The organism is Shewanella cutis (assembly GCF_022410515.1).
GTDB classification, from domain to species: Bacteria; Pseudomonadota; Gammaproteobacteria; order Enterobacterales; family Shewanellaceae; genus Shewanella; species Shewanella cutis.
In genome coordinates this window covers 63,036-86,661 of record NZ_JACSDI010000006.1, presented here as the reverse complement: position 1 = coordinate 86,661, position 23,626 = coordinate 63,036, and the positions used below count along the sequence as shown (strand labels likewise).

The following is a 23,626-nucleotide window of genomic DNA, read 5'->3' as shown; positions in this document are numbered from 1 at the left end:
GTCTGGCTTTAAAATACGCTAAATCACTTAATTGTTAGAATTCAGCTTAGAAGCGGTAACCCACAGTCAAGCGAATATCACGGCCTCGGCCAGCGTAATAGCCATCACCCCAGTTACCACCGTAGTAACCTGAGCTGACATACTCTTTATCAAACAGGTTATCGATACGCAGGCTCGCTAACCAAGCGTCACGGCTATAGTTCAGGGCAACATTACCAAGCACATAGCTAGCGAGTTTTTCGCCTTGGTTAGCATTATCGCCCTCGACGAAACGATCGCCCGTGTAAATCGCCTCTGCAAACAGTTGAATATGCTCAGCAACATCCATACTGACATAACCGCGCCCGGAGTGCTTAGCCACCCAAGACAATTGCTTGCCATCATTCAATCCATCGGTAAATTCGGCATCGATATAGTTGTACTCAAGCCCTAATTGCAGTGCTTGAGTCACCTGCCAATCCCAGTCGGTACTCGCGCCATAACGGCGTGAGGCATCGGCATTAACGTTAGCGCCTTGGAAGCTGCCACCAACAGGTTTTTCCGCACTTGGGTCGAAGACAATTTCATCTTCTAAATCGAGGCGATATAGGCTCACTCGTAAAGTTTGGCTGGAAACAGTCCAATCCCAACCCGCCTCATAGGAGCGACCTGTCTGCGGCTTTAAGCCAAACACATCTTTCGGGGTGTAAGCTTGCTCATCGACCTTGGCGAAACGGAAGTTCTCATCGCCACGCAGGTAGAATCTGTGCTCGGCGCTCGGACGATAATTTAAACCGAACTCAAATGCAGTAGCATCTTCATCTAAATCGATACCATTTGGATAGACATTGCCATCGACTAGATCGTCGGTCACCCGCGCATAACGTCCGCCTACCACATAACTTAAGGTATGGCTTAATGGCACAGTGGCTTGCAGGTAAGCACTTTGCATGTCTTGCACGTTGCTTCGCGCCATAGAGTCGTAATCAGCCTTACCACGGCTGATATCTAAGCCTGTCACTAGGTTTAGCTCGCCTTGGCGTGTACTGTAGTTGGCTAAAGCTTTGGGGCTAAACATCAACAGCGAGCGGGTGTTATGGCTACCCGCACCCCAATTGACGGAGCTGACTAAGGTATCGCTGTAATCTAAATCCGCCGCTAACGCCCAGTTTTGGTTAAGCTGATGCTGATAACCGCTGCGCGCCGCTGTGGTCATCTCATGGACATATTCGGTTTTATTGGAAGACTGACTCGGATCGAACTTGAATTGATCGACCGTCAGTGAGCCAGGGTTTTCACGGTCATCATCGTAATAGCTGGTTTCAACAAAAAACGAGTCCGTTGCCGTTTTATATTGAATACGTCCAAGGATCGATCCTGTTTCATTGGCATTATGCTGACGATAGTTATCGCCTTGGTTGTAGCTACCAGTCAAGAAATAGCGCCAATCCTTGTTGATTGCACCAGACACATCGCCGCGACCTTCGTAGGTATTAAAACTGCCGCCGGATAATTGCACGCTGCCGCCCGTATTCTCAGGCGACTTAGTTACAATGTTAATCACCCCGCCTACCGCTTGGTCGCCATAGAGCACGCCCGCGCTGCCCGATAAAATCTCGACCCGCTCAATCAAATTGAGTGGAATCGCATTCAGGCTCGGTGCCGCGATATCGATGTTATTTAGGCGGCGACCATCGAGCAAAATCAGCGTGTTGTTAACCGCAGAGCTGGCGCTAAAGCCGCGCATCGCAAAGCTAGTGCCAATGTTATTGTCGGACAGTTGAATACCACTTTGACCACGTAACACTTCGGTCAAACTGGTTGCGCCACTCATTTCAATCGCCGCGGCATCAATCACATTCACATTAGCGGCAATATTTAACGGGGTCTTATCAGAGCGGCCGATCACGACGATATGCTCATCGACTTTGGCGGTATTGGTTGCATCGGCTGCCACAGCGGGCGCGATAACAGAAAGACTGCAAAGGCTGCCAATCAGCAGCGCGATTTTAGTTGGATGTGTTCCCATTTTACCTTTAACTCCTGCAAGGAAAACGGGGCATTAGCGCCACGATATCGTTGATTCAGTAGAAAATACTGATAGTCACTATCGCATTTTGAGATCTGCCCACCGAAATCTCAAAAACACCTTTAGGGCCGGTCTCCGGACTTAGGCTATATCCATCTCAACTGGAGACGAACGCGAAACTGACCTTTGCACACTCGATTACAGGGTTCATCGTGAACACCTATCGAATGCGGCCGTCTCTCACCTTTTACCGTTGCGGGGGCAGTGCCAGAATTTCACTGGCTTCCCGATTATCTCGCGACGCTATCATCGCAAGCACCACAGAAGGTTGACTCAAAATTAGGTTCAAAGGGCGTAAAACCTATTAACGCCCAACAAGGCTCAGGGCATATCTGACCTGAGCGCGCGCATTATAGACGTCTATACGGATGAAAGTCCATTAATCTCAAGTGAGCGAGAAAACTCACATAAGCTAGAAAACGCCATCCCAGTTTTTTGCCGCAGGTTTTGGTCTGTCTTTGCTCAAAATCGCCTGACGCTGCTCAGGGGTTTCGCATTGGGCAGCGGGGGTCAAATCCAGCGGTTTAATCACTAACGAGTCAGCAGGTTGCACTGGCGACTTGTCGAACATGGGCAAATTCATCGACCAAGAGACCAACTCCCCCTTTTCGCTGATGCCAACATAACCGTCATTTGCGCCATTTAACCAAGTGAGGCGCGGAATACGTGCCATTAACTTTTCCACATTATCACGGTTGGCGCGATAACCAACGGGCACCACTTTGCCATCGGGACGCGTAAACACAAATGAGGCTGGCCCTCGAGTAATAACACTCCCTTCCTGCCAATATTTATCAAGAATCTCTTGGGCATCGTGAAACCCAAACAGATGAGCGTAATCAGTATCGTCGGCCACAATTTGCGGCACCGCCTTATCCCGCAGTAATAAAAACCCTGAGCCGACACTGATAATCTCTTTTACCCCTGTGATATCAGTTTTTTGAATCCAATCGACACCACAGTTAATCCCATCGCCCCAAAAATGCACATCCCCCGTAGGACTTAAAATCGCAAAGGCACAATTGTTTGCCGTCATACTCGCCACATCCTTTAAGGCGCTGCGGATCGAGTAAGCATCACTGCGCCAGCCCCAACTCACCACAGTACCGTCCTTTTTCAAGGCGGCATAGGTGTGTTGAAAATATTCGATCTTCGCCACATCCGTAAGCTGCGGGAGTAACTTTTTCATATTGGTCGACTCTTCAACCTGCCCCCAAATCACAGCACTGCCCTCTTTTTTAAGGGCGACAAAACTGCGTCCTCTGGCAAAGATATCGACGACATCAACTAATTGATCCTGCACATGCAAACTATTGCCGCCGTAGGGGCCATAACCCCAAGTATGTACCTTGCCATTGGCATCTAGCGCGGCAATGGCCTCTTGATTGGCGAACAACTTGGTAATATTGGTCATGCGGTTTTGTAGGGCTTTGTCGAGGCTATATTTCCCCGCATTGCCCCAGTACACCACAGTGCCATCTTGACGTAGCGCGGCAAACCCGTCCTTAACTGGGACGATTTGCTTAACTTGCTTAAGCTGCTCCGTCACCTCGCGGCTATCACCGCCAGCATAACTGTCGCCCCAAGTGATCACTTCACCGGATTTTGTTAACGCCGCAAAGGCCGAACTGTTGCTAACCACTGTCTCTACTGCGGGTAAATCACAGGGAATATGGCGATACTGTGGACTCGGATTTTCCTTAAGTTGGAGCAGTTTGCCGTTATCAAACTGCAATAAGGCTTCCTTATCATTTTCGAATACAGTTAAGGGTTTCGGCTGACTACAAGCCGTTAATTGCAGGGCGATTAAGGCTGCTACCAATGCCAAAGGGCGAGGAATTGAATAAGACTGCATAACTTATTTCCTTGTCGTTGCTGAAAACGTGAGTTGTTGAATATGTTGCGCTATTTTATCCGATAATGACTCGATTATCGGCTGTGGGTTATTCCACCAAGCAAACCAATCTTTGGCGAGAAATGTCGTTCGAACCTTGTTCACTCTGATACTCAGTGTCAATCACTCGGCCAATGGCAACATCGCCACGCACTTCAAGCTGATTGACCAAATGCCACTTTTGCCATCCTTCAGTGATAAAAAGGCGGCAAGACTCAAAATAAAAAAGGGGGTAAGGTAAACAGGAGTATTTCTCCCCCTCCAACCTCGCGCGGGGGCGCTAGAGGTTAACTTACTGCGATTAATCAACACGCCAAAACGTCCTTATCATTCCATAACGCTTAAGTATTAAATGCATTTTGTTTGTGCCTACAGCGGGGCGCAATTGTAGCAGCTTATTGATAGAAATCAGAAAAAGCTCACAGATTACGGTAAAGACATCATCACACTCATCGCCCATCCGCTTGAACATGCTATTCTAAGCCCCCATCACCACTGTTTAAAGGAGTAACAGTATGACTCGCCCTATTATTCTGGATTGCGATCCCGGCCATGACGACGCTATTGCGCTTATTTTAGCTCTCGCCCATCCAGAGCTGGTTCCACTGGCCGTCACCACTAGCGCCGGCAACCAAACGCCAGATAAAACGCTCAATAATGCCCTGCGGATCTTAACCTTATTAAATCGCAGTGATATTCCTGTCGCTGGCGGCGCCGCCAAGCCATTAGCCCGCGAATTAATCATTGCCGACAATGTCCATGGTGAAACCGGACTCGATGGCCCTGCATTGCCTAATCCAAGTTTTAGCCCTCAAGCTATTACCGCAGTTGAATTAATGGCGCAGCAAATTCGCCAAAGTCATCAGCCAGTAACCTTAATTCCCACAGGGCCGCTGACTAACATCGCCCTGTTACTAGCGAGTCATAGCGAGTTACACGATAAAATTGAACGCATTGTGCTGATGGGCGGCGCAGCCGGCGTCGGCAATTGGACACCTGCCGCCGAGTTTAATATTTTTGTCGACCCCGAAGCCGCCGATATCGTGTTTAAATCCGGTATTCCCATTACCATGTGCGGCCTCGATGTAACCCATCAAGCGCAGATCATGGACGAAGATATCGAACGTATTCGCGCAATTCCCAACCCTGTGGCTAAATGCGTCGCCGAATTACTGGATTTCTTTATGATTTACCATAGGGATCCCAAATGGGGATTTGTTGGCGCGCCGCTGCACGATCCATGCACTATTGCTTGGTTACTCAAACCTGAACTGTTTGATGCCCAAGACTGCTGGGTAGGAATCGAAACCCAAAGCGAGTTAACGCTAGGGATGACGGTCGTCGATCGCTATCAGCTTACGGGTAAGCCCGCCAATGCCACAGTGCTGTTTGGACTCGATAGACAAGGCTTTGTTGACTTGTTAGTTCACAGCTTAGCAGCCTACACTCCAACGTATCTCAACCGCAGATGACACATAAGGGTGAACCTTCTATGAGCCATATTCTCGTTATCGGCAGTGCCAACGCCGATCATGTTATGAACTTTGAGTATTTGCCTGTTCCCGGACAAACCTTAAAAAGCCGAAGCTATCGGTTAGAACATGGTGGCAAGGGCGCCAATCAGGCGGTTGCTTGCGCCCGGCTGTGCCTTCCCGATTCTCGCGTAGATTTTATCTGCCATTTAGGCCAAGACAGTATTGGGAATGAAATGCGCAACAGTTGGCTCAAGGATGGCATACAAGCCGAGGGCATCACCCTAGTCGACAATGTGAGCACTGGCACGGCGATGATTTTTGTCGCCGATAATGGCGAAAACTCCATCGGGATCGCCGCTGGGGCCAATGCCCATCTCACCCCCCTTGAATTAGAAAAACATTACGCCCTGTTTGCCAATGCGCAATACCTGCTTATCCAGCTAGAAACACCCACCGAAACAGTTAGCAATGCGCTGCAAATGGCTAAACGTCTTGGTATCACCACAGTGCTCAATCCAGCGCCAGCGGCTACTCAGGAGCTGGACTACCTCAAATGGGTCGACATTATTACCCCCAATGAAACCGAGGCCGAAGCATTAACGGGCATTGAGGTCAAGCATGAAGAAGATGCCAAACTCGCCGCCCAATGGCTTCATCAACAGGGAATTACCACTGTGGTCATTACCTTAGGCAGCAAAGGTGCATTTATTAGCAGCCCAGGTTTTACCGGGCTCATCCCCGCCCTCACAGTACAAGCCATTGATACGGTCGCCGCCGGCGATACCTTCAACGGCGCGCTCGTAGTCGGCTTAAGTGAAGGTATGTCGATTGCCGCCGCTGTCGGCTTTGCCAACGCAGCATCGGCGATTACCGTGACCCGTGAAGGCGCACAACGCGCCATCCCCTACCGCAGCGAAGTATCGCGTTAATCCCATGGGTGCGGCAGATTGCCGCACTCATCCTATTTCATTCTAAAGTTGTATATACATAATTTACATACCAAATTCATTCCCATTTAATGAATTCTGCCTATGCTGGTTAGCGTATGTTCGAGCCAAAACGGTTCGAACCGCCTTGTTCAAAAATAAGGAAGTACCAGATGAAAGCGACAAGCACCATTTTCCGTAATATGACTAGCGCAACCCTACTCGGCCTAGGATTATTCGTCGCCAGCCAAGCGAGTGCGAATGAATGTGAGCTAAAGATTGCTGCGACTGACGCAATGCAATTTGACACAAAAGAGCTGTCTGTTCCTGCAACCTGTAAAGAAGTCACCCTCACGCTAACCCACACAGGCACCCTGCCAAAAGCCGCCATGGGACATAACTGGGTATTAACCAAAGCCGCTGATATGTCAGCCGTTGCAACCGATGGTATGGGCGCGGGAGCCGAGGCAGCCTATGTTAAAGCGGGTGATAGCCGTGTGATTGCACATACTGGTCTAGTCGGTGGTGGTGAATCAACCTCAGTCACCTTCAGCACCGCGGGCATGAGCCCAACTGAAGCTTACCAATTCTTCTGTAGCTTCCCTGGCCACTGGGCGATTATGCAAGGTAGCTTTAAGTTAAAAAGCTAATGCCAACGCGAAGCCTTTAATTCAAATAACAAAAAGCGGATCTAAAGATCCGCTTTTTGTGGAGTGCAAATAGGCTTATAAACCATTTTGCCTTGGCGACTTACTCTTCGTCGAATTCGTCTTCATCATCAAAATCATCGGCATCCGTTGCCGCTTCAGCCGCTAATGCCGCCGCTAATTTGGCCTTAGCTTGTTTTTCTGAGCGACGCTTGTTGCGCTCAGCCAAAGTGCCTAAAAACACTTGCAGTTCAGCTTGGCCCCAAGCCTGTGCTTCTGCTTCGGTCGCAAAACCATCGTGGCTTTTCGACACTACCGTCTTAGTCGACGTCATACGACGGGTGATTTCCGTCTTCCAACCATTTTCAGCTTGAGTTACGCGAAAATCGTATTTTTTACCCTTGCTCATTCTGCTCTATTTCCTAAATGATGCTTGCCACGTTTGTCTTATCAAGCGATACAAACGCCATCATAAAACAAAAGGAGCGCAGTTTACTTGATTTCGGCACAGAAAGATCGCTTACGAGAAAATTTTCATGTGTAGCACTTTCAATGCACCGCGAGAATCCCAAAGTAACACGGCATGCTAGATGATTTTTCGTCCTAATCTTAGTCCTAAGCTCAGTATCAAGCTAGCGTAAAAATAGCGATTAATGCAGGTATGGATATCGTCGAGTGCGATATGACCTTTACAGCTATTAATACCTATCACATTAAATATCTAATCAGTTCAGAGCACCACTATGCCTTCAAGCTTTCGCCTTGTCTAAAGCGCGTTTAACTCCCGCTGAATGAACAGATATTTAATACGCTGTCAAAGCAAAAAAGCGCTAGCGATTGAACCCTAGCGCTTTCTTATAGCAATCGTATTAAGTCTTTATTGTTACTTAAAAAGATGCTGAATATTTTTTAAATCGCCCTTACCTTCGGCAATTTCTTCCGGCGTTAAACCCGTCACTTCGTGTGGGAACACCAACCAGTCTTCAGAGGCATGGATATAGTAATCAGGCTTTAAAGGCACAGCGGTATTCTTTGGCTTGTAATACGGGCAGGCGATGCGAATATCCTTAGGCATATTTAAACGCATCAATTGGCCTAACTTTTCCTTGAGCGCATGGATACTGCGACCTGAGTCAAATACATCATCAACAATCAATAAACTGTCGCTAGCATTCGCATTTTCAACAATGTAATGCAGGCCATGTACTTTGATTTCTTTGCTTTGCTTGTCGGTACCAATCCCGTAGTAAGAAGAGGTTCGAACTGCAATATGGTCGGTTTCAACTTGTTTAAAGTCGAAAAACTCTTGCACCGCGATCCCGATAGGAGCACCACCACGCCAAATACCCACGATAAACTGCGGACGGAATCCACTCTCATAAACCTGTGAAGCTAATAGAAATGAATCTTCGAGCAGTTGCTGTGCGGTAACGAAATACTTCTCTGACATGACACCGATCCCCATCTTAGTTATTGATTTTAGGCGGTAAAGCGTAGCTTTTTACCTAGTAAGGTCTGTTCGGCGTCCAAAACACAAGAACAGCATTCTCTTCACAAGAGCCTAGCAAGTGTAGGTGGCCGCCGAATTTTGGGAGCGAATTTTATACCAAAAAAAACCACTGTGCTGCAGTAATAGTAATAAGTTATAGGCTAACAGCCGTTTATTTTGCATTTTTAGGACGGAACTAACAAAACGCGCAAAAAAAGGCCACCAAGAGGTGGCCAACAAGGAACGAGCTAAGCAAAAAATGGAGCTTGGGTTAGCTCACAGGGTTGATACTAGGTTTACCAACCTTGGTTACGGCACTGAAGCGGCGAGAGCTGGCTTCTTCAAACTCCTTCGCCAGAATCGTGCTGACATAATGCCAGTCACTACGTACAGCGTCTTTGGTGAAGGTTAAGGTCATAAAACCGCGGTCTTTTAGGTTGGTGTATTTAAGATCCGGCACCAGATCGACAATCGCCGCCTCGGTCGCGGGGATCTGCTCCGCAGGCAGATTTAAGTAATATTCCAAACCAGGTGATGATACCGAGCTTGTGGCAAACTCGACCCCAACGGTATTGCCATTAACGTCTTTTAACTCATTCGCCCAGGCGTTATGGGTGTCACCCGCAATCACCACTAGGTTGTGATTCTTCGATTTAGCCGTGCCTAAAATAACTTCTCTTTCATAGGCATAACCATCCCATGCATCTAAGTTATAGGGGATGGATGGTAGTTGCAGCAGCGCAATCACCTCAGGTGTTAACAAGGCTTGATTGGCCTGTAAGTACTGTAATTCCGCTGCCGTTAATGTCGGATCATTTGCTGCCGCACGGGCCGCTAACTTCGCCAGCGCCCCAAGCATGGCAAATTGGGGAATACTCATCTGCTGGGTTGCGATTGCAGCGGGTAGAGACATCTTACCCATCAAAATTTGCTGACCTAACACCTGCCATGTGCCCGTGGCTTGCAATAAGGTGCCCTGTAACCAGAGCAACTGCGTTAATCCCAACAGAGTTCTAGAAGTGGATGTCACATCAGCGCGGAAACGTTCACCATCGAAGGCGCCCGTGGTGGCATCCATATAATCGGCATAGTCGAGCTGTTTATCGCGGGCCAAAACGCGCGTATCCAACATGTGCAAATCGACCAGATTGCCGTAACTGAAGCTGCGGTAAATTTCCTCATGGTTACCCTCACGCCATGGGCGAATCGGCAGCCATTCAAAATAAGCCTGCAACGCCGCTTCTTTACGTGCAGCAAAAGCCCCTTCGCCTTCGTTATGATTCTCAGCGCCATCACGCCAAGTATCGTTTGCCACTTCATGGTCGTCCCATACCGTAATAAAAGGCACTTTCGCGTGCAGTTTTTGCAGGCTAGCATCTGAACGGTATTGGCCATAACGGGTACGGTAATCGCTTAATGACAGCAGCTCATTGGCCGGTAACACTTCACGCCCCAGCTTAACCGCATTTTCACTGGCATAACCACCACGGGCATATTCGTAAATGTAGTCACCCAGATGCACCACAGCATCCAGATCATTCTGCGCTGCAGCCAATTCATATACGTTAAAATAGCCGGCGGGGAAGTTAGCGCAGGACATAACGGCTAATTTGACTGAACTCACCTCACCCTCGGGTAACGTGCGGGTCTTACCCACAACGGAGGTTTTGTCAGCCGTCATAAAGCGGTAGAAATAGTTTTGCCCTGCACGTAAACCGCGGGCATCAACTTTAACGGTGTAATCACGATTAGCATTAGTGACCATCTCCCCAGTCGTCACTAATTGGGAGAACGCCGCATCACTGGCCACTTGCCAGCTCACTTTAACATCGCCAGCAGAATCAGGCGTCACACGGGTCCAAAGGATCACCGCATCCTGCATGGGGTCACCACTGGCGACACCATGTAAAAACTGTGCAGGAACAGAGTTATCATCATCACTGTTGCTACACCCCATTAGGCCGTAGGAGATCACTGCAGCGCCAATACCTTTAGCCGATATTGCTAAAAAATCACGACGAGTCACGGTTCGTTTCATTATTATTATTCCTTTCTAAGATGAGGGTTCACTGGTATGAGGTCTAATGAGGCCCCGATTGTGAGATATCACTGTTACACATTTGTGACATCTTTGTCAGCATTTTATGATTTCTTTTAATTCATAGCCTTATACTGGATAGCGTACTTTATTTGTACAATGCTGGCACAAGGCACAATGAAGCTGCTAACATCGAATAAGAGGCAAATCGCTCACCGTTTAGCCTAGTCACGGCTAAATTCAGGGCATTGTTAAAAAAGGAATTTAGGATGAAAGTCAGCGATATTATGAGCACTGAGGTCATCTGCATCAGCGATGGTGCAAGCCTTAAAGATGCTCACCATTTAATGCAAACCCGTGGCGTACGCCATTTGCCAGTGATTTCTGAAACCGACGGCACCCTAGTCGGTATTCTTACCCACAAAAAGATGATCGCCAGCGTATTATCTATGTTGAATAAATACGGCCAAGGCGCGCTCGATCGCAAGGAACGCTATACCCCCATAGCGACTGTTATGGACAAAGACTGCCAGCAGTTAACTGCGGATGAACCCTTAACCGTGGTGGTAGAATACTTTATCGATAATAAACTCGGTTGCTTACCCGTAGTCGATAACGATAAGAAAGTATTAGGGATTGTGACTTCTTCTGACTTTATCAAGCTGTGTCGTACCCTACTGCAACAGCAAGCTTAACGCCTAAGATTTTCCCAATTTCTCGCTAGCCCAGTTATCAAGGCTGGCGAGAGCCATTATTTAAAAATCCCAAGGACGCCCGTGGCCAAGTTATTAACCCAAGAACAATTTATTCGCGCCTATGAATGCGCAGAATTAGGCTGTATTGCCAATCAGCAACAACTCGCCAAATTGCTCGCCGATCCCGATTATGACGCTTTACATGAATACAGCGCCTACTTTGGCAAAGCGGCGGCGCAAATCACCTGTATCAGTGACTTACAAAGTATGGAGGAATTGCATTTTGTCGCGGGCAACTTGAATTGGGATGACCATGATCCCGATATGGTCAGAGCGATTATCGAACATCCACTCTGCGATGCAGGTACCGCCTTATTACTCTACTGGTACGGACAAGGCTTTTATTACTCCACGCCACAGACACTCGACACACCTTTTGGACAGCTATTTACCGACATTACCGAACGGTTTGTTGAGCGCGGCTATGCCAGTTATAAAATCCATTTTGACCCGATTAAAGAATGTGTTATGCCCTCATTAGAGGATGTATTGACGCGAGGATACCAAATTCCCGGTGCGCTTTTTGCCCCCTACAGCACGATGGAAATCGAAACCGATGCAGGGCACCCAAGGTATCTACAATTTAAAAATGAACTGCTTAAAATGGGTAAATGGGGCAACCAATAAGGGGTGACCTTTTAGGTTTAAGCTGAGGTTGCTGGCGGAATACGGGTAAAACGCTGCCAGCGACTCGAGCGCCAACGTTGCACCATAATCAATCCTCGCACCCACTCGTCGGCCGCAACGGCAAGCCAAGCAGCAAGCACGCCATAACCTAAGTACAAGCCAAAAAACCAAGCTAACAGTACGCCAATTCCCCACATGCTAAAAAGGCCAACGCGCACCGGAAACGCCACATCCCCCGCGCCTTTTAATGCAGAAATAATCACCAAATTAAACACTCGGCCGGTTTCCAGCGCGATAGAGCCTAATAGCAGGAGTGCGGTAAGTTGAATCACTTCAGGATTTTCACTTAACCAACCCACAATGGTAAAACGCTGCCAAAAAAAGATTAGCACTATGGCAAGGGAGACGATAAAGCCTACGAGGCAATACTTTTGCACCCGCAGCGTGATCTCATCAAACCATTGTTTGCCCACGTAGTAACCAGTTTGGATCTGTGCCGCCTGCCCCAATGCCACCGCAAAACAGTAAATAAAGCGGCTGATATTCAAGCCATAGGTATAGGCCGTTAAAGAGAGCGTGCCCATCTGGCTGATAAAATAAATGATGGTCATCTGCGCAACATTGTAAGACAGCATTTCGCCCGCATTGAGCAGGCCAATGCGCATCACACTCCAATAGGTGCTGCGCGGCAGTGAGTTAAGCCGCTGCATCGGTAGCGGAATACGCTTACTGCGGATCACGGCCAGCATAATCAAGGCCCCAATCATCTGGCTGGTCACAGTCGAAATCGCCACCCCAGTTACCCCATAAACCGGCAAACCAAAGGGAGAATAGAGGGCAATATAGTTACCAAGCACATTCATCAATCCCGTGCTTAATGTGACTAGCATAGCCGAGCGAGTAAAACCGTAGCTGCGTAAGATGGCGGCAAAGGCGATGTTCATCACCAGCCCGATACTCAAACTGCCACAGATCAGCAGATAATCGTAACCATAGCCCGCAACCTTAGGCTCTAAGTCAAATAAACCGATAATGCCGTGGGCACCAAAAAACATCGCAGCGCCCATCATCACCGCTAAACCTAAACTTAAGGCCACGCTGGCGACACCAATATCGGTTGCCTGCTGCGTTCGCCCTGCACCGTTATTTTGGCTGATCAGAATGCTGGCGCCCGTGCTCACCATCATCGACATCACCATCATAAAAAACATCAATTGGGTGGTGAGTCCGACTGCGGCAACGGCATTATCGGAATAATGGCTCAGCATAAAAATATCGCTGATCCCGAGTAAAGATTGCAGCAAAGTTTCGATAAAAATCGGCCAAGTGAGGGCGACAATGCCCATGCGTTGTTGCAGGGTTTTAGCTGGTGTGGCCACGTCCGATCCTTACCGCTGGAAGACAAGTTAGAGTGCAATAACACGCCAGACTGATGAAGATGTTATCTTGAGTATGGCGAGGTGTAATTTTCTGACATTTTTAGCCTGTGCTCAATCCATCATCAACGTTAAAGCCATACTCTGCAACCGTATTCATTGGCCAATGTTCAATTCATCGGGAGTCGCAATATATCCGCGACAACTCAACAAAAAATATAATAAACCTGAGCTCGGGATAAGTAGGGCCGCTGAATAGGCATCTTTTCGGGCCTCTCTGCGTTGCTCTGTCTAACCATAGCTCGCTATGGCATACGACAGAGCGCCTTGATATGCGCAAAAATCTGCGTATTCAGTCAGAAAAAAGATTCTTCTTTTCAAAAAAATCATTTATAGCATTGATTTTGATTGTTAAATTTAGATTTTCCGACACTCGTTATCCCGAGTTCAGGTTAATCAACTGAAATAGATGGAGTTAATAGCAAATCACCCAATACACACTACCCTTTTCGAGAGTGAGTCGATACACTTTGCCGACCACAAGGGGCGATAACTGCTCGCCCAATACACTCAGGGAAACTGCACATGAGCGAACGCTATTTAGAAAACGGAATTAGACAATTGGTGAGCGAGTTTATCGCCGCAGGTTGCCCTTCGGTACGCGAAAAAAGCCTTGAGGAACGCCGCCAAGGTTATATCGCCAGCACAGTATTGGCAGGCGAGCCGGAAACCGTATTTGAGGTCAAAACCTTATCCCTTGAGGGCATAGAATTAACCCTGTTTAAGCCCTCGGCGGACAACAATTTACCCGTGGTCATTTACTATCACGGCGGCTGTTTCGTCAGTGGCGGCATCGCCACCCATAATCAGCAACTGCGTAAAATCGCCAATGACTCCGGTGCATTAGTGGTGGCGGTCAGCTATCGCCTTGCACCCGAGCATGTTTATCCCGCCGCCCATGATGATGCCTTCAATGCTGCCAATCTTGTGCAGCAGCATTGCCAGCAATGGGGCGGTGACAACACTAATATCACCTTGATGGGCGACAGCGCCGGCGGCCATTTAGCCTTAGTCACTTGCCTGCGGTTAAAGGCCAAGGGGGAATGGTTACCTAAAAAACAAGTGCTTATCTATCCGATGTTGGATGCGACCGCCAAAAGCCAGAGTTATATCGACAATGGCGACAAGTACATTATCACCCGCGATACGCTACTCACGGGCTTTGATATGTACCTCGACTGGCACCCCAGAACCGACGTCGAAGCCAGCCCTCTGCGCAGCCACGACCTAGCAGGTTTACCCGAAACTCATATTATTACTGCCGAATTTGATCCGCTGCTAGATGAGGGCGAACAGCTATTCCGTAACCTGTTAGATGCTGGCGTCGATGCCCATTGCCGCCGCTATTTAGGGGTGATCCACGGCTTCTTTCAACTCGCGGGCGTCAGCCAATCAGCTCGGGATGCCATGGTGCAAGTGACTCATATTATTCGCGCTTAATCCTCGCTAAGCCGCATGTCTAGATAAAAGGCATGCGGCAATTGAATCCATTCAACGAATAACCTATTGCATGATAACGCAATGATCTCACAACGTTATTTTGACTCTGGTCGACTCAATTTTTGGATCACTGCTTTATGCTGCGGATACATGGCCAGTAAGGCTTCTTGGCTAAACAACTCAAAGTCATCGAAGGTAAAACCGGGTGATACCATGCAACCCACCAGTGAAAATCCATCTTGATTCATCGCCGAGCCAAAAATGCAGCCCTTAGGCACTAAAAACTGCGGCCTTTCACCCGCGGCTAAATCCAATCCTAATTGCGCCGTTGTTAGCTCGCCCTCGGGGGAAATCATGTAAATCGTCAGTGATTGACCTGCGTGGAAATACCACATCTCATCCGCCGTGAGTCGATGAAAATGCGACACTTCGCCTGTCCGTAATAAGAAATAAATGCTGCTCCATAGCTGTCGACTGGGGTCAAAGGCGGTTTCCGAGCGGTAGGAGGATCGGTAAAATCCTCCTTCCACATGCTGTTCCAGTTCTAAAAACTTAATAAAATCATCAGCATTTTGCATTTTTACGACTCCATTTAATACATGTTTATCGCTTTCAACGAGGGTTAATACATTTTTTAAAAAGATGTTAGAACCATGACTAAAGTCAAATAATAACAATTCTCATTTACATATAATCCTGCCACAAATTATTTTACGGAGAAATGAGAGTGAAGCCCACTTACCTTGCCATCCTTTTAGCCGCAGTGCTCCATCCCCAGTTGGCCAGCGCAGAAGAAGTCACAAAACCTGAGCTGGAAAAAATCGAACGCATGAGCGTTGTTGGTGTAAGACAAAGGTTAGAGCAAGCGGGAACCTTAGCTAACACTATCATGAAGACCGAAGTTATCGACGCCAGCATTATTGAAAACAAAAATGCCGTAAATCTCTCTGAAGCGATTGATAATTCTCCCGGTGTCAAAGTCTCCAACGAATGCTCAATGTGTGGTGTTAAGCGCATTATGCTCAACGGCATGAAAGGCGAGCAAACCACCATTCTGGTGGATGGTTTGCCCGTACATACCATGATCTCTGGCTACTATGCGGTCGATGCGATTCCAACAACTGGGGTTGAGCGGATTGAAGTCGCCCGTGGGGCTGGCGCCTCCTTAATCGCCCCCGAAGCGATTGGTGGCACCATTAATATCGTCAGTTATGAACCTACGGAAAACGGCGCTGAACTGGATATATCCGCCGGCGAAAATGGCTACCGTAAACTGGGTTTCCTCGGTAAAGGGGTCACCGAAGATGGCCGCACCCGCGCCACGCTTGTCGCTCAATATGATGATAGAGATCAAGCCGATGCGGACAATAACCAAGTCAATGAAGCACCAATGCAGGAAAACCGCAGCTTGACTGGCCGAGTTTCCCACGATTTGACCGATGCCGATAACCTTGTATTACGCGTTGCCAATATCCAATCGGAAATTTTTGGTGGCCCTATGTTAGGTAGCACCTTTGCCGATGGCACGGCCTCCAGCATAGGTAATGTGTTATCCGGTTATGATGGCCAACCGAGCGACGCACAAAATCTGTTTGAAGATGGTGACGTGCGTAAACGTTATACCGGTAAAGCTTGGGAAACCACGGAATGGATTAACACTGAGCGCAATGAAGCCTCATTAACCTGGCTCAGGGAATTTAGTGACGAGTGGAACATGCATCTTGCTGCCAGTTACGCTGACCATAAGCAAGATTCATTTTATGAAGGCTTCGATTACAGCGCCGACGACAAAATGTGGTTCTTTGATGCGCGCTTCAACTATTTACTGAGCGAGAACCAATTACTCACCTTCGGCGCCGACTTACGCACCGAAGAAATGCGTTCCCATTCCCGCTCTGGTAGTGCCAACCCAGATTACGTTTCAGACTCCTTTGACTATGATGTTAAAGGTATTTATCTGCAGGATACTTGGCAGGCGACAGAGTCTTTAGAAGTCGCTATGGCGCTGCGTTACGATACCATTACGGCCGATTTTACCGATCCCAATAAACCCGGCACAGAGTTAGATGAATCAATCCTATCCCCAAGGGTGGATATTCGCTTACGCCATAATGATGAGTGGACCTCACGCCTATCCGCAGGCCGCGGTTATCGCGCTCCCTTATCCTTCTTTGAAACCGACCACGGCATTCTGGACGGCTCACTCGGCTTTGATATTGATATCGACGAGCTAGAACGCTCCAACTCCGCCAACTATGCCCTCAGTTACGAAGGTGAACGTCTCACCTCGACCGCCTCGATCGCTTGGACCGAAGTCGAACATTTAGCGGCGTTAACCACTAACGACCATGGCATTCCATTACTGACTCAACTGGATGAAAAAGCGCGGGTCATCACTAGCGATATCGCCGTTGGTTATCGCTTAACCGATGATATGAGCCTAAGCCTTACTGCTGAGCATTTTGATTATGACTCGGTATTCAAATCCTCCTATGCCATTGCGCCAGTTGAAAAACGCGTCACACTCAGCATGGATTGGGATGTGAATGACTGGGAAATTTTTGCCAACCTCGTGTGGATTGGTAGCCGCGATCTCGCTGAATTTGGCTACGAAGGCTATAACCGTTTAGACGCCAATGGCCAAGTGGACCCAAGCTCGAAAAAGACCACAGACGCACCCGCTTATGTGACTGTCGATCTTAAGGTCAGCTATCAAGTTAACGATACCCTCTCAGTCTACTCAGGTGTCAGCAATCTATTTGACTACACCCAAGCAGGAGATGAAGAGACACCGCTATTTTTTGATGCGGAAGGTGCCTTCGACGTCGGTTATATCTATGGCCCACTGCGTGGCCGAGAAATCTACGCTGGCGTCAAGTTTAGCTTCTAATGCAAAGGGTTATTCTTTTACTGCTGCTGTGCTGCGCCCTGCCGTTATCGGCGGCGCAGCTCACCCGCGATTATCAGTTTCAAGCACTGAGAAGCCAAACGATCACGGATCTGTCGCATCTAGAAGGACAATCCACAGCGTTGATGTTCTTTGAACCTGAATGTCCATGGTGTATTAAGCAGGCAAACGTACTCAAGCAACTGCATAAAAGCTGCAATCAACCGATTCAGCCAGTGGCGCTGGGGGTTAATGGGGATAATTTGGCCCTAAAACGCGCCCTGTTTAGGCTTAATTTTCCCTTTGAGGCTTACCGTGCACCGCCAGCCTTGCTAAAGGAGATGGGCGGCATTCCCGCCACGCCAATACTACTGCTATTAAATACCAAGGGAGAATTAATCAAAGGCTACCGCGGTTTTACCGATGAACAAGAACTCAAAACCCAACTCTGTCACTCTAGCTAACACAAACCTCTTTAGAGTACAGAACAACTAATAATCATTTTTGATAGTTCCAAGGTTTGACTTCACAAATTACCATCGCCAAATGTAAAAATTCCGTCCCATCTAATTCATTTTTGCCAACATCAGATACACTTATCTCTGTAGTAAGCAGTGTCAAAACTCGTTGCAGAAATGACATACACGCAGCGTTAATCGTAGAAAATTGGGGGAGAAAAGCCAATGAGACAACAAAATCCCCTAACCATGGAGACTTAGTTTGATGCTCAATATTGCACAAATGGCCTTGGTTCTGCACTCCTTGCCGGATCCTGCTTTTGTGATCACCCAAAGTGGGCGCTATGTTGCCGTTTTTGGCGGTAAAGATGATCGCTATTACCACGATGGCAACGGATTAGTCGGCCTATACATTAGCGATGTATTAAGTGAAGATAAGGCCACCTACTTCCTTAACAATATTGAAAAAGCATTAAATAATCGTAACTTACTGATTGAAGAATATGAACTCAGTAATAAGGATGTCAAAGGCTTACCCGATCAAGGTCCCATCGAACCTATTTGGTTTGAGGGACGTATTCAGGCACTCGATTTTCTTGTCGATAACGAACCCGTAGTGCTTTGGGTTGCTAGTAATATTTCCAAAAGACATGACCTTGAAGTGCAACTACGTCAATTGAGTGATACCGACCAGCTTACAGGGTTGTATAACCGCCGCAGACTGGAACGTGACTTAAACTACCTCTTCGATACCTATTGCCGCTACCATATTCCCGCTTCCATATTAATGCTGGATCTCGATCATCTAAAATTGATCAATGATCAGCTTGGCCACCATGCGGGTGACAATATCATCATGACTGTAGCCGACACCTGCAAGCAGCAATTTCGTAAAACCGATAGCGCCTACCGGTTTGGTGGTGATGAGTTTGTCATCGCCTTGCCCGGAGTTGAATACGCTCAAGCCATAGTGTTTGCAGAATTTCTCTGTGATTGTTGCTTCAAAGAATTACAAAAGCATGCTGTCAATGGACTCTCTGCCACAGTCAGTATTGGTGTTGCCACCTTTGAGGCAAACGATAGATCCTACGAAGACACTTTAAAACGCGCCGACGCCGCGCTCTATCAAGCAAAACGGGATGGTAAGAATCGTGTTATCGCCAATAGTGCCTGATGCTATAGGCCCGAAAAATCACCCATAAAAAAGCGAACCTAAGTTCGCTTTTTTATGGGTATCAACTTGTTAAAACTGACTATTATTTTGCCGCTTTGGCCTTGCGGGCTGCGTGCAGTTTTTTATAGCTTTCGATAAGCCTTAAGTGCGGCTCAATCCCTTCGAGCTGCATGCTGGTCTTAGTTAACCCGCTGAAACGGATTTTACCAGTAACGCTGCCGACCACTTGTTCCATCACTTCCGCGCCAAACATGCGAGTAAAGTTATGGCTAAAGTCTTCAAGTTCAAGGTCTTCATCCAGCGTCACTTCCAGTACCGCGCTCATTGCTTGGTAAAACAGATTGCGCTTCACTGTGTTGTCGTTAAATTGCAAAAACTCGCCGACTAATTCGAGCGCCTCTTCATGCGCGCCGAGTGCGAGATAAATCAGGATCTTAAGCTCGATAATCGTTAACTTGCCCCAGACGGTATTTTCATCAAAGACAATACCAATCAGGGTACGAATATCGGTGTAGTTATCCAGCTGACTTTCCTCTAAGCGATTGACTAGGTTGACCAATTGCTTAGTACTTAAGGAATGCAGATTCAGAATATCTTCACGGTAATCCAGCGCCTTGTTGGTGTTGTCCCAAATCAGGTCTTCAACTGGATAAACCTCAGAGTAATCAGGCACTAAAATACGGCAAGCCGATGCGCCTAATTCGGTAAATTCGGCAACATACACCTCTTTACCCAGCTCTTCTAAAATGCCGAATAAGCGGTCCGCTTCCTCTTCGTTGGTGCCAGAGAAATCCCATTCGCAGAACTCATAGTCATGCTTGCTGCTAAAGAAGCGCCAGGAGATCACCCCCGTTGAGTCAATAAAGTGCTCGACAAAGTTTTCAGGCTCGCTTACCGCCATACTGTTAAAGGTCGGTTTTGGCACATCGTTTAGGCCTTCGAAGCTACGACCTTGGAGTAATTCGGTCAGGCTGCGCTCCAATGCCACTTCAAAGCTTGGGTGGGCACCGAATGAAGCAAATACCCCGCCGGTTTTCGGGTTCATCAGCGTCACGCACATTACAGGGAACTGGCCGCCTAAGGAGGCATCTTTCACCACCACGGGGAAGCCCTGCTCTTCTAAGCCCTTAATGCCCGCAAGAATGCTTGGGTATTTTTCTAACACCGGCATTGGCACATCCGGCAGAACGATTTCTTGCTCGATAATTTGGCGTTTCACCGCGCGCTCGAAGATCTCAGACAGACACTGAACTTCGGCTTCTTTGAGGTTGTTCCCCGCGCTCATGCCATTGCTTAGGAACAGGTTTTCAATCAGATTCGATGGGAAATACACAGTCTCGCCATCGGATTTACGGGTATAAGGAATCGCACAAATACCGCGTTCACGATTACCCGAGTTGGTGTCGATAAGATGCGAGCCGCAAAGCTCCTCATCGGGATTGTAAATCTCGAGGCAATAATCATCTAACAATCCCGCTGGCAGCGAATCGTCCTCTTCTAAAGCAAACCATTTTTCATTGGGGTAATGCACAAACTCGCTGTTAGCGATTTCAACCCCAAAGAATTGATCGTTATAGAAGAAGTTATTGTTTAACCGCTCAATAAATTCACCGAGGGCCGAGCACAGCGCACTCTCTTTGGTCGCGCCTTTACCATTGGTAAAACACATGGGCGATGCGGCATCACGGATATGCAGTGACCATACATTAGGCACAATATTACGCCATGAGGAGATCTCAATCTTCATCCCCAGCTCAGCCAAAATGCCCGTCATATTGGCAATGGTCTGCTCTAGCGGTAAGTCCTTACCCAAAATATAGGTACTGCTCTCACCGCCAGGGTGGCCCATCAACATGGCATTGGCGTCGGCATCGAGGTTTTCAACGGTTTCGATTCTAAACTCTGGGCCAGTCTGCACTACTTTTTTCACTGTGCAGCGGTCGATAGAGCGCAAAATACCTTCGCGATCTTTATCCGAAATATCATCGGGCAATTCGACATTGATCTGGAAAATTTGGTTGTAGCGATCTTCTGGGTCGACAATATTGTTTTGCGACAGGCGGATATTGTCCGTCGGAATATCGCGGGATTTACAATACACCTTCACAAAGTAGGCCGCACACAGCGCCGAAGAAGCTAAGAAATAATCGAAGGGGCTCGGCGCCGAGCCATCGCCCTTATAACGGATTGGCTGATCGGCCGTGACCGTAAAATCGTCAAACTTGGCTTCGAGTCTCAGGTTGTCGAGAAAATTAACTTTGATTTCCATTAGAATTTTTCCACTCAATATGCTCAAACGCGGTAATCGTATTCGTTACCACACAGCATTGCCCTTAGGCGCTATCGTCTGGGGAGAATTATCGGTGTTTTTCGCCCATTAGTCTTGGGTTAATTATGTTAAAAAAACACCAGCGGGCGTTTATGCCTTGAGCAACAAGCAAAAAGTGGGATTTATTGCGGCATTGACTGTGGTTTGGCTAATGGTTACTCAGAACTGCCTTGCTTATCCGCTTCGCGTTTCACCAGTAAAAAAGTCAGATACATCTTGGTCGGCAGGGATAATGCCATGCCAACGGCAACGCATACGGCGCTGATAATAATCCCCTTAACACCCATGGCTTCGACGGTTTCATTAGGGCGTGTTGACGTTTCGAGATTAAATTTTGTTCGTTCTGGCAAGCTCGTGCTCGCGAAACGAGGAATGATGTGTAGTTATTCTACTCAAATGACGAGTGACAAAGAGCAAGGGCTTGCCAGACGAACCCTTCGGGCAGCATTTGGCTGGCGTTTCTGCTGCGTTATCGTCCGTTTATGTAGAATAACTACACTGCACGGACTTTGCCTTGCATAAAAGCCAGCCAAATTGCTGCAAAAATAACCCTGAAACGTCAACACGCCCTACATTATGCAGATAAATGCCAAGCGCAATCAGGCATAGCCCTATGCTAATACAGATTTTTAACAGGGTGATTAGCCTAGCATCCGTCATGGTTTACGCCGCCATTCATAAAATTTGGCTAATATAGTGACCACTTTAACAGGCGCCTGTGTTGATGCAAATCAAAGGCGGCTCACTCCCACAAGCAAAGCGCTAGAGTTCGGCCTCAAAGCGTGCAAGACGCGCCTCACTGATGCTGCATTGGGTCTGCTGCATCAGCTCGCCTAGGGTGATGGCAGGGTTTTGGTTGATCAGGCGAACCAGTTTTGCGCTGAGTGGTTCAAGCTTATCGGCGTGTTGTAATAAGGCGATGTCGATCTTTTTGATCATAAAGGAAAATTCAGCAGCATCACTCAGGGCTGTTAACTCGGCGCAGCAGCTTTGAATGGCGATAGCCTGCCCTGTGATGCTCCAATTGCGGGAGCGGCGAATCCGCTTAAGTTCGCAGCCGTGCTTTAGCGCCATTGCCTGCGCCCGCTTTGCCGCCTCGCGGCCGATGCGGTGGATAAGTGATGGCAAGGGAATACTAATATCATCATGCATGGCAAGTTAACTATCGGGCCTTGGGTCGAATATGGGTAAATAACGGGGCGCGGCTACAAGTTGTAAGCGTGATGCCTTAAGCCAACGCCGCCAGAGTTTACCTTGCAGGACGTGCGAACAAAAGACGATACAAGCTTATGCAACAACTCACGCTAAGTGCCACTCGCCCAAGATAGCGGCTTAGGCGTCACAGACTGACAACAACAGTCCTTGAGCAAGGCGGCGGGATTGCCTACAATAACGCACTTTTTGTTCACTACAGATAATGACCATGACTGACACAACTTCACAACCCGCATTACCGGATCGTCTTTCGGTTAACCCACGCAGCCCACACCATGTGGCCGCGATTTTCGAACACGATGTAGGTATTCGCGTAAACGGTAAAGAACGTTTCGATGTTGAAGAATACTGCATCAGCGAAGGCTGGGTTAAAGTACCAAGCAAATCCTTAGACCGTCGCGGTCAACCTCTGCTGTTAACCATCAAAGGCACAGTAGAAGCATTTTACCGTTAAGCACCCACGGCTTAATGGATAATAACAACGGCCAATTCGATTGGCCGTTTTTATTTGCCCTGTATATCCCCAAAACGCCCACCAATTCATCTCCCAAAATATTCACAAGTTGTTATTTAAAAAAAGTTTTTGTGATAAAACGCATTGATTAAACCGTATCGTGCAGGTTAAAGTGTGGCCACTTAGGGAAATGCAGAGCCACACTCGACATCGATTATCGAGCACGCTATTTAGGGATGAAGCAGCAACTCAGTTATCCGCCTCACCCCTCTTAAAGCCACCTCTGTCACCAAGGTATCAAGCACATTCGTTAT

The 23,626-nt window shown here is 47.9% G+C and carries 21 protein-coding genes and 1 riboswitch; of the genes, 10 read left to right on the top strand and 11 right to left on the bottom strand.

Annotated features, from left to right (window positions below):
• Positions 1–46: 46 nt before the first annotated feature.
• The 3 genes from H9J30_RS10900 to H9J30_RS21625 all read right to left on the bottom strand — a co-directional run bounded on the left by H9J30_RS10900 (position 47) and on the right by H9J30_RS21625 (position 4,134).
• Positions 47–2,008, bottom strand: a complete 1,962-nt coding sequence (locus H9J30_RS10900; RefSeq protein ID WP_240131053.1) for a TonB-dependent receptor — start codon at positions 2,006–2,008, stop codon at positions 47–49.
• Positions 2,009–2,117: 109 nt separating this feature from the next.
• Positions 2,118–2,346, bottom strand: a riboswitch (cobalamin riboswitch).
• Positions 2,347–2,480: 134 nt separating this feature from the next.
• Positions 2,481–3,923 carry an RCC1 domain-containing protein gene (locus H9J30_RS10895; protein ID WP_240131052.1) on the bottom strand — a complete coding sequence of 481 codons (1,443 nt, stop codon included), beginning with the start codon at positions 3,921–3,923 and terminating at the stop codon, positions 2,481–2,483.
• 88 nt (positions 3,924–4,011) lie between these two features.
• Positions 4,012–4,134, bottom strand: coding sequence for a hypothetical protein (locus tag H9J30_RS21625; protein ID WP_275679594.1), 123 nt, complete (start codon positions 4,132–4,134; stop codon positions 4,012–4,014).
• A 343-nt stretch (positions 4,135–4,477) separates the two neighbouring features.
• Here H9J30_RS21625 and rihA point away from each other — a divergent pair, with 343 nt between their 5' ends.
• The 3 genes from rihA to azu all read left to right on the top strand — a co-directional run bounded on the left by rihA (position 4,478) and on the right by azu (position 7,013).
• Complete coding sequence (gene rihA / locus H9J30_RS10890; RefSeq protein ID WP_240131051.1) at positions 4,478–5,434, top strand: pyrimidine-specific ribonucleoside hydrolase RihA; 957 nt, start codon at positions 4,478–4,480, stop codon at positions 5,432–5,434.
• Positions 5,435–5,454: 20 nt separating this feature from the next.
• Positions 5,455–6,366 carry a ribokinase gene (gene rbsK / locus H9J30_RS10885; protein WP_240131050.1) on the top strand — a complete coding sequence of 304 codons (912 nt, stop codon included), beginning with the start codon at positions 5,455–5,457 and terminating at the stop codon, positions 6,364–6,366.
• 170 nt (positions 6,367–6,536) lie between these two features.
• The gene (gene azu, locus H9J30_RS10880; protein WP_240131049.1) at positions 6,537–7,013 is read left to right on the top strand and encodes an azurin; all 477 of its coding nucleotides are present in this window, start codon (positions 6,537–6,539) and stop codon (positions 7,011–7,013) included.
• Positions 7,014–7,113: 100 nt separating this feature from the next.
• Here the strand turns inward: azu and H9J30_RS10875 are convergent, their stop codons facing one another.
• The 3 genes from H9J30_RS10875 to H9J30_RS10865 all read right to left on the bottom strand — a co-directional run bounded on the left by H9J30_RS10875 (position 7,114) and on the right by H9J30_RS10865 (position 10,537).
• Positions 7,114–7,419 carry a DUF3622 domain-containing protein gene (locus tag H9J30_RS10875; RefSeq protein ID WP_011624044.1) on the bottom strand — a complete coding sequence of 102 codons (306 nt, stop codon included), beginning with the start codon at positions 7,417–7,419 and terminating at the stop codon, positions 7,114–7,116.
• Positions 7,420–7,893: 474 nt separating this feature from the next.
• Positions 7,894–8,460 (bottom strand): phosphoribosyltransferase, encoded by a 567-nt coding sequence (locus H9J30_RS10870; RefSeq protein ID WP_011071102.1) that lies wholly within the window; start codon positions 8,458–8,460, stop codon positions 7,894–7,896.
• A gap of 310 nt (positions 8,461–8,770) precedes the next feature.
• Positions 8,771–10,537, bottom strand: a complete 1,767-nt coding sequence (locus H9J30_RS10865; RefSeq protein ID WP_240131048.1) for an alkaline phosphatase D family protein — start codon at positions 10,535–10,537, stop codon at positions 8,771–8,773.
• A 269-nt stretch (positions 10,538–10,806) separates the two neighbouring features.
• On the opposite strand from H9J30_RS10865, the gene H9J30_RS10860 reads away from it, so the two are divergent.
• Together H9J30_RS10860 and H9J30_RS10855 are read left to right on the top strand one after the other, a co-directional pair.
• Entirely contained in the window at positions 10,807–11,232 is a 426-nt protein-coding gene (locus H9J30_RS10860; RefSeq protein WP_037414382.1) for a CBS domain-containing protein, read from the top strand.
• A gap of 81 nt (positions 11,233–11,313) precedes the next feature.
• A complete protein-coding gene (locus tag H9J30_RS10855) occupies positions 11,314–11,919 on the top strand; it encodes a DUF4274 domain-containing protein (RefSeq protein WP_240131047.1) in 606 nt (201 codons plus the stop codon).
• A gap of 17 nt (positions 11,920–11,936) precedes the next feature.
• On the opposite strand, the gene H9J30_RS10850 is transcribed toward H9J30_RS10855, so the two are convergent.
• Entirely contained in the window at positions 11,937–13,298 is a 1,362-nt protein-coding gene (locus tag H9J30_RS10850; RefSeq protein ID WP_240131046.1) for an MATE family efflux transporter, read from the bottom strand.
• A gap of 582 nt (positions 13,299–13,880) precedes the next feature.
• Between H9J30_RS10850 and H9J30_RS10845 the strand changes: the two genes are divergently transcribed.
• A complete protein-coding gene (locus H9J30_RS10845) occupies positions 13,881–14,795 on the top strand; it encodes an alpha/beta hydrolase (protein WP_240131045.1) in 915 nt (304 codons plus the stop codon).
• A gap of 95 nt (positions 14,796–14,890) precedes the next feature.
• Here H9J30_RS10845 and H9J30_RS10840 read toward each other — a convergent pair whose 3' ends face one another.
• Positions 14,891–15,373 (bottom strand): cupin domain-containing protein, encoded by a 483-nt coding sequence (locus H9J30_RS10840; RefSeq protein WP_240131044.1) that lies wholly within the window; start codon positions 15,371–15,373, stop codon positions 14,891–14,893.
• A 149-nt stretch (positions 15,374–15,522) separates the two neighbouring features.
• On the opposite strand from H9J30_RS10840, the gene H9J30_RS10835 reads away from it, so the two are divergent.
• From H9J30_RS10835 to pdgB, 3 genes are all read left to right on the top strand, one after another.
• Complete coding sequence (locus H9J30_RS10835) at positions 15,523–17,685, top strand: TonB-dependent receptor plug domain-containing protein (RefSeq protein ID WP_240131043.1); 2,163 nt, start codon at positions 15,523–15,525, stop codon at positions 17,683–17,685.
• Positions 17,685–18,146 carry a TlpA family protein disulfide reductase gene (locus H9J30_RS10830; protein WP_240131042.1) on the top strand — a complete coding sequence of 154 codons (462 nt, stop codon included), beginning with the start codon at positions 17,685–17,687 and terminating at the stop codon, positions 18,144–18,146. The genes H9J30_RS10835 and H9J30_RS10830 overlap by 1 nt, the downstream gene beginning before the upstream one ends.
• A gap of 259 nt (positions 18,147–18,405) precedes the next feature.
• Entirely contained in the window at positions 18,406–19,314 is a 909-nt protein-coding gene (gene pdgB / locus H9J30_RS10825) for a diguanylate cyclase PdgB (protein ID WP_240131106.1), read from the top strand.
• Between the two features lie 82 nt (positions 19,315–19,396).
• Here pdgB and H9J30_RS10820 read toward each other — a convergent pair whose 3' ends face one another.
• The 3 genes from H9J30_RS10820 to H9J30_RS10810 all read right to left on the bottom strand — a co-directional run bounded on the left by H9J30_RS10820 (position 19,397) and on the right by H9J30_RS10810 (position 22,795).
• A complete protein-coding gene (locus H9J30_RS10820; protein ID WP_240131041.1) occupies positions 19,397–21,583 on the bottom strand; it encodes an OsmC domain/YcaO domain-containing protein in 2,187 nt (728 codons plus the stop codon).
• Between the two features lie 215 nt (positions 21,584–21,798).
• Positions 21,799–21,993, bottom strand: coding sequence for a hypothetical protein (locus H9J30_RS10815; RefSeq protein ID WP_240131040.1), 195 nt, complete (start codon positions 21,991–21,993; stop codon positions 21,799–21,801).
• 412 nt (positions 21,994–22,405) lie between these two features.
• Positions 22,406–22,795 (bottom strand): ribosome recycling factor family protein, encoded by a 390-nt coding sequence (locus H9J30_RS10810; protein WP_240131039.1) that lies wholly within the window; start codon positions 22,793–22,795, stop codon positions 22,406–22,408.
• A 271-nt stretch (positions 22,796–23,066) separates the two neighbouring features.
• Between H9J30_RS10810 and H9J30_RS10805 the strand changes: the two genes are divergently transcribed.
• Positions 23,067–23,312, top strand: coding sequence for a DUF3297 family protein (locus tag H9J30_RS10805; protein ID WP_069453553.1), 246 nt, complete (start codon positions 23,067–23,069; stop codon positions 23,310–23,312).
• Positions 23,313–23,626: the final 314 nt, after the last annotated feature.

Bases quoted from the DNA above. Each gene is read 5' to 3' on its own strand.
- H9J30_RS10900 (WP_240131053.1), bottom strand. From the start codon at position 2,008: ATGGGAACACATCCAACTAAAATCGCGCTGCTGATTGGCAGCCTTTGC.
- H9J30_RS10895 (WP_240131052.1), bottom strand. From the start codon at position 3,923: ATGCAGTCTTATTCAATTCCTCGCCCTTTGGCATTGGTAGCAGCCTTA.
- rihA (WP_240131051.1), top strand. From the start codon at position 4,478: ATGACTCGCCCTATTATTCTGGATTGCGATCCCGGCCATGACGACGCT.
- rbsK (WP_240131050.1), top strand. From the start codon at position 5,455: ATGAGCCATATTCTCGTTATCGGCAGTGCCAACGCCGATCATGTTATG.
- azu (WP_240131049.1), top strand. From the start codon at position 6,537: ATGAAAGCGACAAGCACCATTTTCCGTAATATGACTAGCGCAACCCTA.
- H9J30_RS10875 (WP_011624044.1), bottom strand. From the start codon at position 7,419: ATGAGCAAGGGTAAAAAATACGATTTTCGCGTAACTCAAGCTGAAAAT.
- H9J30_RS10870 (WP_011071102.1), bottom strand. From the start codon at position 8,460: ATGTCAGAGAAGTATTTCGTTACCGCACAGCAACTGCTCGAAGATTCA.
- H9J30_RS10865 (WP_240131048.1), bottom strand. From the start codon at position 10,537: ATGAAACGAACCGTGACTCGTCGTGATTTTTTAGCAATATCGGCTAAA.
- H9J30_RS10860 (WP_037414382.1), top strand. From the start codon at position 10,807: ATGAAAGTCAGCGATATTATGAGCACTGAGGTCATCTGCATCAGCGAT.
- H9J30_RS10845 (WP_240131045.1), top strand. From the start codon at position 13,881: ATGAGCGAACGCTATTTAGAAAACGGAATTAGACAATTGGTGAGCGAG.
- H9J30_RS10840 (WP_240131044.1), bottom strand. From the start codon at position 15,373: ATGCAAAATGCTGATGATTTTATTAAGTTTTTAGAACTGGAACAGCAT.
- H9J30_RS10830 (WP_240131042.1), top strand. From the start codon at position 17,685: ATGCAAAGGGTTATTCTTTTACTGCTGCTGTGCTGCGCCCTGCCGTTA.
- pdgB (WP_240131106.1), top strand. From the start codon at position 18,406: ATGCTCAATATTGCACAAATGGCCTTGGTTCTGCACTCCTTGCCGGAT.
- H9J30_RS10820 (WP_240131041.1), bottom strand. From the start codon at position 21,583: ATGGAAATCAAAGTTAATTTTCTCGACAACCTGAGACTCGAAGCCAAG.
- H9J30_RS10810 (WP_240131039.1), bottom strand. From the start codon at position 22,795: ATGCATGATGATATTAGTATTCCCTTGCCATCACTTATCCACCGCATC.
- H9J30_RS10805 (WP_069453553.1), top strand. From the start codon at position 23,067: ATGACTGACACAACTTCACAACCCGCATTACCGGATCGTCTTTCGGTT.